At 39.9% G+C, this 15757-nt stretch carries 12 protein-coding genes; 7 read left to right on the top strand and 5 right to left on the bottom strand.

Features of this window, described 5'->3' with window-relative positions:
- Window positions 1–52 precede the first annotated feature (52 nt).
- Window positions 53–1171 carry a maltose/maltodextrin ABC transporter ATP-binding protein MalK gene (gene malK / locus ACLKML_RS06040; RefSeq protein ID WP_413282812.1) on the bottom strand — a complete coding sequence of 373 codons (1119 nt, stop codon included), beginning with the start codon at window positions 1169–1171 and terminating at the stop codon, window positions 53–55.
- A 424-nt stretch (window positions 1172–1595) separates the two neighbouring features.
- Here malK and malE point away from each other — a divergent pair, with 424 nt between their 5' ends.
- The 3 genes from malE (at window position 1596) to malG (ending at window position 5375) form a co-directional block, all read left to right on the top strand.
- Window positions 1596–2777, top strand: coding sequence for a maltose/maltodextrin ABC transporter substrate-binding protein MalE (malE, locus tag ACLKML_RS06045; protein WP_413282813.1), 1182 nt, complete (start codon window positions 1596–1598; stop codon window positions 2775–2777).
- Between the two features lie 91 nt (window positions 2778–2868).
- Complete coding sequence (gene malF / locus ACLKML_RS06050; RefSeq protein ID WP_413282814.1) at window positions 2869–4473, top strand: maltose ABC transporter permease MalF; 1605 nt, start codon at window positions 2869–2871, stop codon at window positions 4471–4473.
- Between the two features lie 11 nt (window positions 4474–4484).
- The gene (gene malG, locus ACLKML_RS06055; protein WP_413282815.1) at window positions 4485–5375 is read left to right on the top strand and encodes a maltose ABC transporter permease MalG; all 891 of its coding nucleotides are present in this window, start codon (window positions 4485–4487) and stop codon (window positions 5373–5375) included.
- A gap of 78 nt (window positions 5376–5453) precedes the next feature.
- On the opposite strand, the gene ACLKML_RS06060 is transcribed toward malG, so the two are convergent.
- Window positions 5454–5708, bottom strand: a complete 255-nt coding sequence (locus tag ACLKML_RS06060; RefSeq protein ID WP_317718345.1) for a hypothetical protein — start codon at window positions 5706–5708, stop codon at window positions 5454–5456.
- Between the two features lie 343 nt (window positions 5709–6051).
- Window positions 6052–6537: an acyl-CoA thioesterase gene (locus tag ACLKML_RS06065; protein WP_413282816.1), complete on the bottom strand. Its 486-nt coding sequence runs from the start codon at window positions 6535–6537 to the stop codon at window positions 6052–6054.
- A gap of 144 nt (window positions 6538–6681) precedes the next feature.
- Between ACLKML_RS06065 and sbcD the strand changes: the two genes are divergently transcribed.
- Genes sbcD through ACLKML_RS06080 form a run of 3 tightly spaced genes read left to right on the top strand, consistent with a single transcriptional unit; the run spans window position 6682 to window position 12302 of the window.
- Window positions 6682–7914 carry an exonuclease subunit SbcD gene (sbcD, locus tag ACLKML_RS06070; protein ID WP_413282817.1) on the top strand — a complete coding sequence of 411 codons (1233 nt, stop codon included), beginning with the start codon at window positions 6682–6684 and terminating at the stop codon, window positions 7912–7914.
- On the top strand, window positions 7911–11621 hold the full coding sequence (locus ACLKML_RS06075) for an SbcC/MukB-like Walker B domain-containing protein (RefSeq protein ID WP_413282818.1): 3711 nt from the start codon (window positions 7911–7913) through the stop codon (window positions 11619–11621). The genes sbcD and ACLKML_RS06075 overlap by 4 nt, the downstream gene beginning before the upstream one ends.
- An 18-nt stretch (window positions 11622–11639) precedes the next feature.
- The gene (locus ACLKML_RS06080) at window positions 11640–12302 is read left to right on the top strand and encodes an HAD family hydrolase (RefSeq protein ID WP_413282819.1); all 663 of its coding nucleotides are present in this window, start codon (window positions 11640–11642) and stop codon (window positions 12300–12302) included.
- An 86-nt stretch (window positions 12303–12388) separates the two neighbouring features.
- Here ACLKML_RS06080 and ACLKML_RS06085 read toward each other — a convergent pair whose 3' ends face one another.
- A complete protein-coding gene (locus ACLKML_RS06085; protein ID WP_413282820.1) occupies window positions 12389–13651 on the bottom strand; it encodes a hydroxymethylglutaryl-CoA reductase in 1263 nt (420 codons plus the stop codon).
- A gap of 231 nt (window positions 13652–13882) precedes the next feature.
- Here ACLKML_RS06085 and ACLKML_RS06090 point away from each other — a divergent pair, with 231 nt between their 5' ends.
- A complete protein-coding gene (locus ACLKML_RS06090) occupies window positions 13883–14509 on the top strand; it encodes a lipase family alpha/beta hydrolase (RefSeq protein ID WP_413282821.1) in 627 nt (208 codons plus the stop codon).
- A gap of 16 nt (window positions 14510–14525) precedes the next feature.
- Here ACLKML_RS06090 and ACLKML_RS06095 read toward each other — a convergent pair whose 3' ends face one another.
- Window positions 14526–15650, bottom strand: coding sequence for a GGDEF domain-containing protein (locus ACLKML_RS06095; protein WP_413282822.1), 1125 nt, complete (start codon window positions 15648–15650; stop codon window positions 14526–14528).
- Window positions 15651–15757: the final 107 nt, after the last annotated feature.

Here is a 15757-nt window from a genome sequence, read left to right on the forward strand (position 1 = left end):
CACAAAAAAACCTTGCTGATTAACGCAAGGTTTTTTGTGTGTTGCTCTGCTTTTAGTTAAAGTCGACACCATTCTCTTGATAAAGTCGACGACATGCTCGGCCATCGTTATGAAATAAGTGACATCGGTGCGCTGCCAAGCCGATAGCAAATTTGTCGCCCACTTCTACCGGTAGGGTATCGGGAGCACGATAAATAACATTCGCATCAGCACTGTCTAGGTGTAAATATATTTGTGTTTCATTACCCAGTTTTTCCACTATTTGAATATTTCCCTCTATAGTTGCATCCGCTTGCTCTGCGTTCAATAAATGCTCAGGACGAATACCTAAAGACATGCGTTCTCCCTTGGTAACGCTTGATCCTTCAACTGGGATCCAAAGTATATTGCCATTAGAAAGTTTAACTTGAACGCGTTCTTCTTCTACTTGCTCAATCTGAACACTGATAAAATTCATTTTTGGCGAACCAATAAACCCAGCGACAAAACGATTTTTGGGATAGTGATAGAGTTCTAACGGTTTACCCACTTGTGATACAAACCCCTCGTCCAAAACTACAATTTTATCTGCCATGGTCATGGCTTCTACTTGATCATGAGTAACATAGATCATGGTACAGCCGAGTTGACGTTGAAGCTTAGTTATTTCGCTGCGCATGTTGACTCGAAGCGCTGCATCTAAGTTGGAAAGCGGTTCATCCAGTAAAAATAAATTGGGTTGAGAGACCAGAGTGCGCCCAATAGCAACACGTTGACGTTGACCACCTGACAATGCTTTTGGTTGCCTTTCTAGAAGGTGACCCAGTTGTAAAATCTCAGCCGCGTGTGAGACGCGTTTATCTATTTCAGCTTTGTCTGCTTTAGCGAGTTTTAGACCAAACGACATATTGTCATAAAGATTTAAGTGCGGATAAAGTGCATAAGATTGAAAAACCATTCCAACCCCACGTTTAGAGGGTTCAACGTCATTCATTCGTTCACCATCAATATATAAGTCACCAGATGTAATGTCTTCTAATCCTGCGATACAACGTAATAACGTGGATTTACCACAACCAGATGGTCCAACAAAAACGACAAATTCCCCTTCTTGTATCTCTAAATCAATATTTTTGGAGATCATTAGGTCGCCGTACGCTTTACATACATTTTTTAAAGTGACACTTGCCATGTGGTCTATCCTCGATTGGTTTGATACCGCTAGTCATTCATGTATTGGTGATTATTTTTTAATAGACAGTCAATAGTGTGAATATCGGTCTAGTTTGTGTTGTTTTGGACGGTTTTACATCCTCCACCACAAGCCGATATCAGGGGGGAGTAATTAGGGATGAGGCTGAAAAGATAGCTAAATAAAAAATTAGATCTGGCTCTAAAAAATGCTGATACAAAATGTGCTTACAATCACATTTAATATCCTTTGTGTGATTTAGATCGGTAGGCCACTCTGATACGGATCACGAAAGTGGTTCTTTTCAACAAGGGCGTAGAATGCAGGATGATGATACTTAGCCAATATTTTTACATCATGAGCGGAGAAATTTGGCACGTTGTTGTTACTGAATCGCCTTAATTTATTCAAAAAGGATATAAATATGAAAAACGCCCTAAGCACAGTTGCTATTTGTACGTTAACTGCATTTTGTTCATTGAATGTGAACGCTGCAATTGAAGAAGGCCAACTTACTATTTGGATTAATGGTGATAAAGGTTATAACGGTCTTGCGCAAGTCGGGAAAAAATTTGAGGAAGATACCGGTATTACAGTAACAGTAGCGCATCCAGATGGTCTGCAAGATAAATTTCCTCAGACGGCGGCAACTGGCGATGGCCCTGATATTGTATTTTGGGCTCATGACCGATTTGGTGGTTATGCTGAAGCTGGGCTATTAGCGGAAGTCAATCCATCTAAAGAGATCAAAGACGCTATCGTCGATTTTGCATGGGACGCAGTGCAATATAATGGCAAGTTAATTGGTTATCCTGTTGCTGTTGAATCTTTATCATTAATTTATAACAAAGATCTTGTTGCAACCCCACCTACGAGTTGGCAAGAGATAGAAGCGTTAAGTGCAAAACTTAATCAACAAGGCAAAACTGCCATCATGTGGAACCTAAAAGAACCGTATTTTACTTGGCCTTTAATGGCAGCAGATGGCGGCTATGCGTTTAAGTACACAGGTTCAGGTTATGATGTAAAAGATGCAGGTATCGCTACTGATGGAGTGAAAGAAGCGATGCATTTTGTTAAGAGTCTGGTAGATAAAGGCATTATTTCCGCTGATATGGACTATTCGGTTTCTGAATCTGAATTTAACAAAGGCAACACAGCAATGACCATTAATGGTCCATGGGCGTGGGGAAATATTGAAAAATCAGGGATTAATTATGGCGTCGCGACTTTGCCAACATTTAACGGGCAATCTTCTAAACCATTTGTTGGGGTGTTAACTGCTGGGATTAGTACGGCCTCACCGAACCAAGATCTAGCGGTTGAGTTTATTGAAAACTACTTGCTTACCAATGACGCGTTACACGAGGTAAATAATGACAAGCCACTTGGTGCTGTCGCGTTGAATTCTTTCCAAAAAGAGCTAAATAGTGATAAGCGCATTTCGGCAACGATGGATAATGCAATGAATGGTGAAATTATGCCCAATATCCCACAAATGGGCGCGTTTTGGGTTGCGGCTAGAAATGCCATTATTAATATTGTCGATGGTCGTCAAGGCGTTGATGAAGCACTTGAAGATGCTGAAAAACAGATGGTTAAGTAATGGGTTAATTGCCTAATTAATTTTAGGTCGCATTATAGGAGAGTGATTTCTCTCCTGATTTTTCTCCCTTTCATTGCCAATGGGTTTTCATATGCAGTCAACGAAAAATAAAGATCTGGGCACATCTTCCTCATTTTCTTCTAGTGAGGAACGGTCTTCTAGTAAAAAAATAACTTCGAATCAGAAAATAGTTATCAAATGGGCCTTATTGGCAATGATTGGTGTTGTTAATGGTTATGCCACTATTATTATGTATGTACGTGGTGAGGTTGCATTTGCTTTGCTTACGGTAATATTAACTGCGTTAGCCTTGTATATTTTTGCAAGCAAAAAGACGTATGCTCATCGTTATATTTATCCGGGTATCGCAGGGATGATCTTGTTCATTCTGTTTCCATTAGCCTATACCGTTGGTTTAGCTTTTACCAATTACAGCGCCAGTAATCAATTATCTTTAGAGCGGGCTCAGGCCGTATTATTGGATCAAACTTATCAAAGTGGAGAGAGTTATCCATTTTATCTGTATAAAACAGCTGACGGTCACCGACTTGTGGTTAAAGATGCAGACCAATTGCTTGCCACTGAGCCGTTTATATTGCAAGGGTTTGCCAAAAGTGAACTTGATTTATTGGCTATCGATCAAGTTGTTGGTGAAAAAGAAAAAATAAAGACCATTATCCAAAATAAAGTCGCTTTAGCCAACGTTGATCTGCATTTGCCAAACGGAGCAGATATTCGTATGAGTGGGTTAAGAAAATTTGCGTCTGTTATGCCACTTTATACCTTGGCTGATGATAGTCAGTCGATGACGAATAATAAAACCGGTCAGAATTTATATCCAAATATGGATAATGGGTACTATCAGGTAGTCGATGACGCGGGACAGTTTATTGGTGCGGCAATCTCTCCAGGGTTTGTGGTTAATATTGGTACCGATAATTTTGAACGCGTTTGGCAAGACGATGGAATAAAAGAACCTTTCATTAGTATTTTTATTTGGACGGTCGCATTTGCCGCGATAACGGTGGGTCTGACACTGATTATTGGTCTTGTTTTAGCCAGTATTGTTCAATGGGAATATCTTAGAGGCCGAGCTATTTATCGCGTGTTATTGATTCTTCCTTATGCTGTTCCTGCGTTTATTTCTATCCTTATTTTTAAAGGTCTATTTAACCAGAGTTTCGGAGAGATAAATATGGTTCTAGAGGCGATGTTTGGTATTAGTCCAAACTGGTTTTCTGATCCTATTTTGGCGCGAACCATGGTGATCATTGTAAATACATGGTTAGGCTTTCCTTATATGATGATCCTTTGTATGGGGTTGCTTAAAGCAATACCGGACGATTTATATGAAGCATCAGCGATTGACGGTGCCGGTCCTTTTAAGAATTTCACCCAGATTACTTTGCCAATGATGGTCAAGCCACTAACGCCTTTGCTGATTGCGTGTTTCGCTTTTAATTTCAATAACTTTGTGATGATTTACCTACTTACCAGCGGTGGCCCCAATATGATTGGAACGTCCGAACCTGCAGGTTATACCGATTTGTTAGTGAGCTATACCTACCGCATTGCTTTCGAAGGCGGTGGTGGTCAAGATTTCGGTTTGGCGAGTGCTATCGCGACACTGATATTTTTACTCGTGGGTGGTTTAGCTTTACTAAACTTACGATTTACCAAACTGTCACAGGATTAAGGCGAAATATTATGGCGATAGTACAAAGTAAAAATTTAAAATACCGAGTGTGGGCAACGCATATAGCTTTGTGGACTTTTTTATCGATGATTATTTTCCCTATGTTAATGATTATTGCGATATCTTTTCGAGAAGGAAATTTTGCTACAGGCAGCTTGATCCCTGACAATCCATCGTTAGAACATTGGAAGTTAGCTTTAGGCTTTTCAGTAACCAATGCCGATGGTTCGATTACACCACCACCGTTTCCTGTTTTATCCTGGCTGTGGAATTCGGTTAAAATAGCTGCTATTTCATCAGTGTTTATTGTCGCGTTATCAACGACATCTGCTTACGCGTTTGCTCGAATGAGATTCACTGGTAAAAACACAATTCTAAAAGCAATGATGATTTTTCAAATGTTTCCTGCGGTACTGGCATTAGTCGCAATGTACGCGCTGTTTGATAAGTTGGGGCAATACATACCATTTTTAGGCTTAAATACCCATGGTGGTTTGATTTTCTCTTACCTTGGTGGTATCGCGTTACATGTATGGACTATTAAAGGTTACTTCGAAACGATAGATAATTCCCTAGAAGAAGCGGCTGCGCTGGATGGTGCAACACCATGGCAGGCATTCCGTTTGGTGCTTTTACCTTTATCGGTGCCAATTCTTGCTGTGGTGTTTATTTTGTCGTTTATTACAGTTGTTGGTGAAGTACCAGTAGCTTCATTATTACTCTCCGATGTCGACAAATATACCCTTGCGGTAGGAATGCAACAGTACCTTTATCCTCAAAATTATCTGTGGGGTGATTTTGCCGCCGCTGCGGTGCTTTCAGCCGTACCCATTACTGTCGTATTTTTACTCGCGCAGCGCTGGTTAGTCGGAGGTTTGACCGCCGGTGGTGTGAAAGGATAAGAAGATAAAAGATAAAAGATAAAAGATAAGCGACCGATTATGGTCGCTTATTTATTTAGAAAAATTGTTAGTAGCCATTTAATTTAGTTCTTTATTTGAAGGCGCGCAGCCAACGTACTGCATCAATACGTAGATACTCTCTTCATGCAGCGCAACTTTTCGAAATAGATCTGCAAATATGTTGTCGCCACCGAAACAAGTTTGAATGTAATGGTTAATATCTTGGCTTTTATACCCTTCTACATACATGGTACGTACCCATTGATACTCAACCGCTCGTGGGTTAGCGATGGTATCATCGCTTAGTGTAATAAGGGTGCGATCTTCTATCAATGTAAAGCCTACTGTTTTAATTTTGAAGTAAAGGTGACGGTTGAGATTGACGGTTAAACTATTTATTTAATGGTATAGCCATATCAAAATACAGACATATCAAAACGTCGCTATACGAAAACTAGCCACCGGAATTAAAACAGAAACATATTAAAGAAAAATGACAAATTGATGCAAAATAACGGTTCATACTTATTTTAGTATGCTAGAAGAGTAACGTTAAATACGTCAAATGGTATGAATTAAACACACAACGTGGCCGAAGGTTTTGGTTACTAACCTTGCGAAAGAAGCCAATCCTACTTTCGCAGAGTCTTGATTGGCTATAGTGCTGAATATGAGTCTATTTTAGCATTTTGACATGCATTTCCATTTCTTCACCAATCTGTTTACGCATATTCATTAGCTTTATTGCTGAATCACGCAGATTGATGTCTTCCTCGGTTACTGGGGTCCATTCTGGTATTTTGGTTGGTTTTCCGTCGGCATCAACCGCAACCATGATAACAATACAGTGCGTGGTCAGTGTTTTGTCTAACTGTTTGGGATCGCTGGCTTGCACATCAATAGCCACGTGCATAGAGCTTGTTCCGGTATAAATAATTTTGGCACTGACTTCGACGAGATTACCCACATGAATCGGTGCAACAAAGCGAATTCCGCCAGCGTAAGCGGTGATGCAATATTTACCACTCCAGCCAGCTGAGCATGCGTAAGCGGCTAAATCGACCCATTTCATCACGGCCCCGCCGTGTACTTTGCCACCAAAATTCACATCGCCAGGTTCTGCTAAAAATCTAAGTGTTATTTCCCTTTGTCGTTTGGCCATTTCCATTTCCTAATTATTTTGACATCCCTTTCAGTATCAAACAAAAATAAGCGAGATAAAAGGGCTATTCGTTGTATGAAAGTAACTTAATTGGCACAATCAGACAATCACTAGCAGATTACATGACAACATAAGAAAACCTCAATGCGAATTCTTCACACATCAGACTGGCATCTTGGACAGTCGTTTTTTACCAAGAGCAGAAAAAATGAACATCAAGCCTTTATTGAATGGCTGCTTAATTTGGTGCAAGAACAGCAGATTGATGCGGTGATTATTGCTGGTGATGTATTTGATTCTGGCACACCGCCAAGCTATGCACGTGAATTATATAACCGCTTTGTAGTGCAGATGAATGCTCTAAACTGTACCTTAGTTGTGCTCGGAGGGAATCATGATTCAGTATCCATGCTTAATGAATCCAAGCCATTAGTGGAATGTTTAAATACCCATGTTGTAGCGAACACATCGGATGATTATTCTAGTCAAATTATTGAGTTATCATCAAATGGACAGATAGGGGCCCTACTATGTGCCGTGCCTTTTGTTCGTGCACGAGATGTTATGCACAGTATGGCCGGTTCTTCTGGTACGCAAAAACAGCAGCAACTTGGTGATGCGATTAAGGCTCATTATTTTGCTTTATATAACCAAGCCAAGACAATACGTGAACAGAAAAACTTAGCTGTACCGATTATCACTACTGGCCATTTAACCGCGATGGGAGTAACCAAAGCCGATTCTGAACGCGACATATATATAGGTTCGCTAGATGCTTTTGCCGCAGATGGCTTTCCTCCGGCGGATTATATTGCACTTGGACATATTCACCGACCACAAATAGTCGCTAAGTCAGAGCATATTCGTTATTGCGGGTCACCGATTCCATTAAGCTTTGATGAGCTTAAATCCACTAAACAAGTCGTATTAGTTGAATTTGACCATGAGACACGTACTAAGATACAGATTATTGAGGTGCCTACCTTTCAGAGAATGGCAATAATAAAAGGCGATTTACCATCAATAGAAAAACAACTGCAAACCTTTCGAGATGTTACCGAACAATCACCGGTTTGGTTGGCTGTTGAAGTAGAAGTGCAAGATTTTCTATCTGATTTACAGCAGCGTATCCAATCTTTAACCGAAGATCTTAATGTGGAAGTATTACAACTGCGTCGTGCCCGAAGCCAACAGAAGCAGAGTTTACAACAAGAACAGTTAGAAACACTCTCTGAGTTAACGCCTATCGATGTGTTCGAAAAAAGAGTCGGGCATGAATCGTTGCAATCTGAAGATGAAACAGCAAGGTTAACTAGAATAACAACACGTTTTGAGCAAATCGTAGCAGAAGTAGAAAGCGGAGAGCAAAGCGAATGAAAATTTTAAGTCTACGGTTTCAAAACTTAAATTCTTTAAAAGGTGAATGGAAGATAGATTTTACTCAACCTCCTTTTTCTGAATACGGTTTATTTGCGATTACTGGCCCAACAGGAGCAGGTAAAACCACTATTTTAGATGCCATTTGTGTTGGACTTTATCATTCGACGCCAAGACTGGGCGGTATTACCAATTCAAACAATGAATTGATGACCAGAGGGTGCACAGAATGCTTGTCTGAAGTTGAGTTTGAAGTAAAGGGCAAAGCGTATCGTGCATTTTGGAGTATGAAGCGAGCGCGAGGAAAAGTGGATGGAAATCTTCAACCTGCCACGGTCGAATTAGCCGAAGTACAAACAGGCAAAGTGTTAGCAAACAAAGCGACGATCAAAAATGATTTAATAGAATCCATTACCGGTTTGGACTTTGGACGATTCACCAAATCGATGTTGCTTTCTCAAGGGCAGTTTGCGGCATTCTTAAATGCGAAAGAATCCGAACGAGCGGAATTATTAGAAGAACTGACCGGAACAGAAATTTACAGCCAAATCTCCCAGAAAGTGCACCAGCATTATAGTGAAGCGAAAAACACCCTAGCCAATTTAGAAGCGCAAGCCAAAGGCGTGCAACTTCTTAGTCAAGAAGTAAAAACTGAATTGATTTCACAACAAACACAGCTAAATAAACAACAGCAAGATCGTAAAGCAGAGTTGTCCAAGTTAGAAGAAAAGGCCAATTGGTTTGGCAGCTTAGACAAATACTCTCACCAGAAGGCACAGGCCGAGCTACAGTTAAGCCAAGCAAGCCAGCAGTTAAAGCAAGCCGAACCAGAATTAGAAAAACTCGCGGCGAGTGAACCTGCAGAAAAAATTCGCTCGCCTTATTTGCTTTTGCAGCAAGCCAATCAGCATCGACAACGATTAGAAGCTCAGTTAAGCGATAAGCAAAAAGCCATTCAAGGGTTAGATGATAAGGTAAAGCAGCTTGAGTTAATCACCATTCAAGTAACCGAAAAACAAAGAATCGCTAAACAGAATAACAACCAATTGGAAGATTTAATTAATCAGAAAATTATTCCGTTGGATAACCAGATAAAACTGGAAAACAGTCAATGTGAAACATTACAAAAGCGGTTGACTGAACAGCAACAACAATACGCTGGCTTTCAAACCTTGCAACAGAGGGTAACAAAAGATTTACAACAAGTTGACAAGGCGATTAGCACCATTAGTCAATTTCAACAAACACACCAAGCGGATGCCTCCCTAAGCCAACATATGGCCAAATGGCAAGAACAACTTAAACAGATAGAGCGTCAATCTGAAGATATCCGACAACAAAGAACGAGTCTTGCTGAACTGGAACAACAAATAAACCAATTAGTTGGCCAAGAGAAATTAGCTCAGCAGCAGCAAACAGAAAGTTTCAATCAGTTAGAGCACAGTCAACAACGCGTTATTCAAATAGAAAATGATAAATCGACGTTACAAGCAACGTTTAATATTGCCGACTCTTTGCCAGAAGTAGAAAGCCAATTAGATTCACTGAATAGTCAGTTAACGGTTTTGCAAACCTTGCAACATCTACAAACCCAGTGGCTTGGTTTTGATGAAGAAAAGCAAGAAAAATTAAAAACGATAAAACAACTTGAACAGAAAAAACACACCCAAGAGGCAACACGCGTTCATTTGAGAGAACAGTATCGGTTGCATGAAAATCTGTTTAAATCACTCGAGCAGCAAGTAAAACAAGAACAAGCCTTGCTAGAGCAAGAAAAAGTTTTAGCTAACTACCGTCGCCAATTAGAACAAAATAGCCCTTGTCCTTTGTGTGGCTCCACGGAGCACCCACTAGCTGATCATAACCAAAAATACGATGTACCAGCAAAACAAGCTGAATTAGATTCGGCAAAGATAGCGCTTGATGATACTCGCAGCCGTGGTTTGGAATGTAGGGGCAATATTGAATTAATTGATGGGCAATTACAAGAAGCCTTCAAGCGTATTAATTGGCTTGAACAGGAACAAAATAAGCTTCTTGAACAGTGGCAACAAGTGGCGAATAGTATCGCTTATTCGCATGGGATTACTGACGATTGGTTAAGCAAGTTTTCTCAGCAGCAACAAGAAAAACGCAGCAATTTGGCCGATTTTATGGTTAAGTTTCGTCATATTGATGGGCAATTACAACGAGCGAAAGAACAAGTAGTACAGGCTCAACAAGTGTATTTTCAGCAAGAATCTGCTACAAAATTACAGCAGCAGCAACGAGAAAATGAACAAAAAAATAAGCACGATGTAATACAACGATTAGAAAATATGAATTCGTCTTTGGCTTTGCAGCAAACCCAACTGATCGCCAGCATTACTGAATGTGGTTACGATTTAGCTACAGATACCGACCTATCGCTGTGGGTCGAACAAAAACGTGAAGATATGCAAAACTGGCAACTGAACGAGCAACGGTTTACTGAGCTTCATACGGAAAGAACCGCATTACAGTCCAATTTGGAAGTACATTTGTCCCGTCTTGCAGAAATCGAGCAAATTATTGAACAAGAACATCAGCGTTTGCTCGATCAACAGAATAAACGCGATCAATTAGTTGAAAGTCGAACCGAACTATTTGGTGCAAAAGTGGTTGAACAAGAGCGACAAACTAGCCGCCGCGATTTAGCACAAGCCGATGAAACACAGCTGGAAGCAGTGAAACATAGCCAACAAGCGGAACAAGATCTGAAAACAGCCCAAGGTGAATTGACATTATTAACCAGCAACTTAGAGACGGCACAACAGACATGCCACGAACAACAGCAAAATTGGCTTACATTGCTTGAGCAAAGCCCGTTTAGTTCGACAGAATCATTTGAAAGTGCTTTGTTAGATTATGAACAACGGCAGCATTTAATCGACTTGAAGACCAGATTAACCTCTGATTTTGAACGGGCGCAAGCTGTCGCCGATACCGCTAACAAACAAGTTGAAGAATTGCTAAGTCACCAATATGCCAGCCAATATCAGCAGCAAGATAAAAGCGCAGTTGAGCAAGAATTACAACAGCTGAAAGAACAGATTTCACAGACGTCTAAGCGAGAAGGGGAGTTGCAAAACGAACTTCAATCCGATCAACGTAGACGAGAGCAACAGCAAGGTTTGTTGGACGAAATACAAAGGCTGCGCAATGAGTATGATGATATTCAATATTTACATTCGCTTATTGGATCGCAAAAAGGTGATAAATTCCGCAAATTTGCACAAGGGTTAACTTTGGACAACTTGGTTCATTTGGCGAACCGTCAATTAGGCCGTTTACATGGTCGTTACCAATTACAACGTAGGCAAGATGAAGGTTTGGAGTTGTCTGTGGTCGATACGTGGCAAGGTGATGTAGTAAGGGATACTAAAACCTTATCTGGTGGAGAAAGTTTTTTGGTTAGTTTGGCGTTAGCACTTGGTTTATCTGATTTAGTCAGCCATAAAACCAGTATTGATTCTTTGTTTTTAGATGAAGGTTTTGGCACTTTAGATGCAGAGACCTTAGACCTAGCCTTAGATGCATTGGATAGCTTAAATGCTTCTGGCAAAATGATTGGTGTGATTAGCCACGTTGAAGCGATGAAAGAACGTATACCAGTTCAGCTAAAAGTGAGTAAAAAAAGTGGCTTGGGAGTCAGTGAATTGAATTCGGTTTACCGGGTTACTACTTAATATAACGTGGATGTATCAATGAAAAATAAACGACTATTTATTTTCGATATGGATGGCGTGTTACTCGATTCGGAGCCCTATTGGCGAGCCGCTCAGATTGATTTGCTTGATCAATTTGGTGTGCGAATTTCAAGCGAAGATTGTATTCGAAATACGATGGGTAAGCGAATTGATGATATTGCTACTTTTTGGATTGATGAATTTTGTTTGAATGTCGAACCAGAATATTTTGCCACTTTATTACTGAAAACTACCGCCGGTCTGATTCGACAAAATGCTAAGGCCAATCCTGGTCTTTATTCATTAATTGAATTTTTACAGCAACATAGCTTTGTTATTGCGTTGGCTACGTCGTCGAGTAAGGAGATTATCACCGCTGTGCTACAAAAACTTCAGCTTGAAGATGTATTTGCAGTAACAGTGAGCGCCGATTCGGTAAAAAGAGGCAAACCGGCCCCAGATGTATATTTAAACGTTTGTGCTCGGTTGAACATTTCTACCGAATATGCATTAGCGTTAGAAGATAGTTTAACTGGGGTAAAATCTGCGCTCGCTGCCAATATAACCACCATCGCTATACCTGAGACTGGTAATGCAAATGTTGATCTTGCTGATTTCAGCTCCGCAGATTTTATTGTGAGTAGAATCGACGATGTGATTAAGTTACTTGAAAGAGATTAAATCCGGGTTAATTTATTTTGGTAACTAACTGTTCATTAACCAACAATCTCCAAGTCTTACTAACTTGAGCAAGTGATTAATTTTGACTATTTTCGAGCCAGTTTATGATGTGCTTTTGCGAAATGCCCCGCACAAAAAGCACCGACAATTGACAGTTCACCTGCTAAACAAAGTGCTGCACAAACTTCAGCAAGTGCTTGAGATTTACCAGTTCCATGTAACCCCATTAATTCTAAGCAGGCTTTTTGACTGGGTAAATTAGTGCCTCCTCCTACGGTGCCTACCATCAAATTAGGCAGTGTGACACTGGCATACAAGTCGCCATTCTTATCTATTTCCATCCGTGTCATACCGATAGCTGATTCAGCCACACAAGCAGCATCTTGGCCGCAAGCGATGTACAGTGCCGCCAAAGCGTTAGCATAATGGGCATTGATGCCTATTGTGCCACTCAACGCGCCACCTACCGTGGTCATTTGACCGAATTGCATCATTTTTTGCGGTGTCGTATGCAGATGTTTTTTGATCAATTCAGCCGATATGTGCGCTTCTGCGGTGACTTTTTTGCCTCTAACGCTGCGCAAGGTTTGGCTATTGGCTTTTTTGTCACCAGATAAATTGCCATCTAGAAAAGCATATTCGGGAGTAACAGGCGTATTGTCTAAAATAAACTCAAACACAGCATTGGTAGCAATCGTCACCATGTTTTGACCGGAAGCGTCGCCAGTTAAATATTCAAATACTAAGTAAACATGATTACCTTCGATGTTAATATTTATATCGGTCAGGGTGCCATGAGACGTGGTCGCTTCAGCAATCGATTTGAATTGTTGGTATTGTGTTGTCGCCCAAGCAACAAATTGTCCCGCTTGTGCTAGACCGTAAAAAGCGAAACCTGGAGTACGCGTGACACCTTCATTAAGTAGCATTGCACTGACGCCACCAGACGCCGTCAATAGCTTAGAACCTCGATGATACGATGCAACTAACGCTGCTTCTGTAGTGGCTAAAGGCACCAAATAATCACCTTTGGCAAATAGACCGTTAATTCTCAGAGGGCCAGTGACGCCAACGGGCACTTTTACGGTACCAATAAAATGTTCGATATTTCTATGGTAAGCCATGGCTTGTTGTTCGCTATGAGAATCCAACAGTTCGGCTTTAATTTGAGGACGTGCTAATTTGTCCCAACGACGTTGTAAACTTTTTTCAGTTAAATATGGGCTCGGAGTCAACGCTGTTGTGGATTTCTCATAATGTGGAGATAACGTTTGTTGCAACTCTTCTGCTGAAATATCGTCACCGAGAATAGAGACATAGTCACGACGATGCAGTTTGAGGTTAGGCATAATTTTACCGTATTAAAACTTTTGGATGATTCTACGGATTTATTAAGAGGACACAAGGTTTGCTTGCTTGAGGTTTGCATGTAAAGTGTGATGTTCTAATTTTTGGTATGAGATATACTTACGAAAAAGACACTTAACATGCGGTGTGCATTTTTATGAGTAAAACAGCCAAGTTATCGCTATTCGTTTGGCTAGTATTTGTTTTGTAGGGAATAATTAAGAGAGCGTTTAATGGATAAAATTATTATCTTACATGGTTTGTTTATGCATGGATTGATAATGAAGCCTTTAGCAAATAGGTTGCGCAAGGAAGGCTTTGATGTTGAAATCATAAGTTATAATAGCCGAAACATAAATATTGAATCAGTTTTTGACAAAATTGAACAGGCTTTGCATTTATCAAAGTCTAATATTCTTGTTGGCCACTCGTTAGGGGGGCTGTTGGCATTGTCATTTTTAGAGTGTAAAAAACCGAGTATTGATGTTGTTTCTCATTTGGTCACACTGGCTAGCCCACTAAACGGATCTTCTATCGCTCAGCGATTAGTTGAACTAAAGTGCAGCAAGATATTAGGTAATTCGTTTTTATATGGTTTGAAGCCTGAATACAGAACGTGGAACGGCGAACAAAAAATAGGATCAATTGCGGGTCACCTTCCCTTAGGGTTGCGTCCGGTATTATTGGCTGATAACGAAATGTCTGATGGTACGGTTAGTCTTAGAGAAACAAAATTAAAAGGAATGACTGACCATATAATGCTGAATTGCAGCCATACAAGTATTATTTATAGTTCGAAAACCGTGCAGCAAATAAAGGCGTTCGTTTTAAATGATAAATTTGTTCATCATTTAAACTAATACTGCACATTGAGTCTTATTGTGAAATACAAACAGTATTTTTACCCTTTTTTTTAGCTTGATACAATGCTTTGTCAGCTTTGGCATAGGCTTGTTTAAACGAAGCATTTTGTTTGGATATTGAATAAATGCCGATACTGATCGTGATTTGAAAATGTGTACCTTCCGCATCAAAAATATGTTGACTTACTTCTTGTCTAAATCTATCCATTATTTTATGAGCTTCTTTAGCCGATGTCTGTGGAATTAAAGCGGCGAACTCTTCGCCTCCTAAGCGACAAGCAATGTCCGATTTTCTTAGTGATTGAGTAAGCAGCTGGGAAACATATTTTATGACTTCATCACCAGTTGGATGACCGTAAGTGTCATTGACGGCCTTGAAGTTGTCTATATCCATAACTGCAAATGATAATTCGGTGTCGTGTTGTTTAGTTCTATGGATTTCCTGATTAGCAAGTTTCCACATAGAGCTACGATTATAAAGATTAGTCAAGCCGTCTTTTTCGGCCAAAATAGTTAGTTGCTCTTCTAGTTTTATTCTTCTAGTAATTTCATCTTGTAATGAATTTGTGTGCCGACTCCTGCCGTACTCTAACCATGCCGTTATCCAAACAATAACAAGATAGGTTAAGTAAAAACGTAATCTAAATGCTTCTAAGTAATGAGGAATGTCAGCATGTAAAATCTCCAAACATCCTACTATTGAGCATATTAAAGCAATACTCCACGTTATGCCTAATTTATAGCCAAACACAAATATAGTAAATAAAGGGTAAGTGTAAATCCATAAAACACGGCCTTCACTATTTGGCTCTAAATAGGTAACAACAACTAACAACATGAAAAACAGAAAACTACAGAAGTGATAGATAACGTGTAAGTTGTAGCATTTTTTCAACATCAATAAATTAACTGCTATAGAGCTAGAAAATACCCCAATCGTGCAAGCAATTTCCGTATTTCCAGCGAGTAAATTTAATATTATAAAAATAATACCGAGAGGTATCATGGTTAAACAAAGCCATATAAAGTGAGAAAGCTTCATTTTTTCTGCAGGGGTAAGAGTTTCTTCGGTCTGATTAGATCGACACATGACAAAGCTTTCCACCCAAAGCTTAGGACTTATTTTCGAATTAATCATTCGCACTCTCGATAATTAGAACGGGATTTATCCATAGTGTCAATTTTAGCCTATTTGAGCATATTTTTCTTTGATGACTAGCGGTTTATTGCTAGTTGTTATCAATT

Source organism: Vibrio sp. MA40-2 (assembly GCF_047302445.1).
Taxonomy (GTDB): Bacteria; Pseudomonadota; Gammaproteobacteria; order Enterobacterales; family Vibrionaceae; genus Vibrio.

What these genes read in the sequence shown, in the direction of transcription:
- malK (WP_413282812.1), bottom strand. Translation starts at nt 1,171, where the DNA reads ATGGCAAGTGTCACTTTAAAAAATGTATGTAAAGCGTACGGCGACCTA.
- malE (WP_413282813.1), top strand. Translation starts at nt 1,596, where the DNA reads ATGAAAAACGCCCTAAGCACAGTTGCTATTTGTACGTTAACTGCATTT.
- malF (WP_413282814.1), top strand. Translation starts at nt 2,869, where the DNA reads ATGCAGTCAACGAAAAATAAAGATCTGGGCACATCTTCCTCATTTTCT.
- malG (WP_413282815.1), top strand. Translation starts at nt 4,485, where the DNA reads ATGGCGATAGTACAAAGTAAAAATTTAAAATACCGAGTGTGGGCAACG.
- ACLKML_RS06065 (WP_413282816.1), bottom strand. Translation starts at nt 6,537, where the DNA reads ATGGCCAAACGACAAAGGGAAATAACACTTAGATTTTTAGCAGAACCT.
- sbcD (WP_413282817.1), top strand. Translation starts at nt 6,682, where the DNA reads ATGCGAATTCTTCACACATCAGACTGGCATCTTGGACAGTCGTTTTTT.
- ACLKML_RS06075 (WP_413282818.1), top strand. Translation starts at nt 7,911, where the DNA reads ATGAAAATTTTAAGTCTACGGTTTCAAAACTTAAATTCTTTAAAAGGT.
- ACLKML_RS06080 (WP_413282819.1), top strand. Translation starts at nt 11,640, where the DNA reads ATGAAAAATAAACGACTATTTATTTTCGATATGGATGGCGTGTTACTC.
- ACLKML_RS06085 (WP_413282820.1), bottom strand. Translation starts at nt 13,651, where the DNA reads ATGCCTAACCTCAAACTGCATCGTCGTGACTATGTCTCTATTCTCGGT.
- ACLKML_RS06090 (WP_413282821.1), top strand. Translation starts at nt 13,883, where the DNA reads ATGGATAAAATTATTATCTTACATGGTTTGTTTATGCATGGATTGATA.
- ACLKML_RS06095 (WP_413282822.1), bottom strand. Translation starts at nt 15,650, where the DNA reads ATGATTAATTCGAAAATAAGTCCTAAGCTTTGGGTGGAAAGCTTTGTC.